Origin of the sequence: Psychrobacter sp. 16-MNA-CIBAN-0192 (genome assembly GCF_040309565.1) — a bacterium.
GTDB lineage: Bacteria > Pseudomonadota > Gammaproteobacteria > Pseudomonadales > Moraxellaceae > Psychrobacter.
The window spans coordinates 1-263 of sequence record NZ_JBEOOX010000360.1; the positions used below are offsets into that span (position 1 = coordinate 1).

Consider the following 263-nt stretch of genomic DNA (forward strand, 5'->3'; position numbering starts at 1 on the left):
TGTTTATTCTTGTCTTTCTTGGACTTGTCGCTGTTTTATCCATGTCCTTATATGATTTTATTTTAAGAAAAAGCCTTAATATGCCTATCAGCGGCTGGAAAACGATCCGAATTTCTTGGATCGCCAACTCCTTTAATAGTGTGCTTGGTTTCGGTGGTTTATCAGGAGCAGGGCTTAGAACGCTTCTATACAAGGAATACATAACAGATACGAAAAAACTGCTGAAAGGCATTGCCCTTTTAACATCCTCTGTTCTGCTAGGC

Annotated in this window: 1 protein-coding gene; it reads left to right on the forward strand. The window is 39.5% G+C overall.

Going from position 1 to position 263, the window contains the following annotated elements; all coding sequences use genetic code 11:
* Positions 1 to 263, forward strand: a 263-nt coding sequence (locus AAEY78_RS13595) for a hypothetical protein (RefSeq protein WP_352339862.1), incomplete at both ends; no start/stop codon positions are given.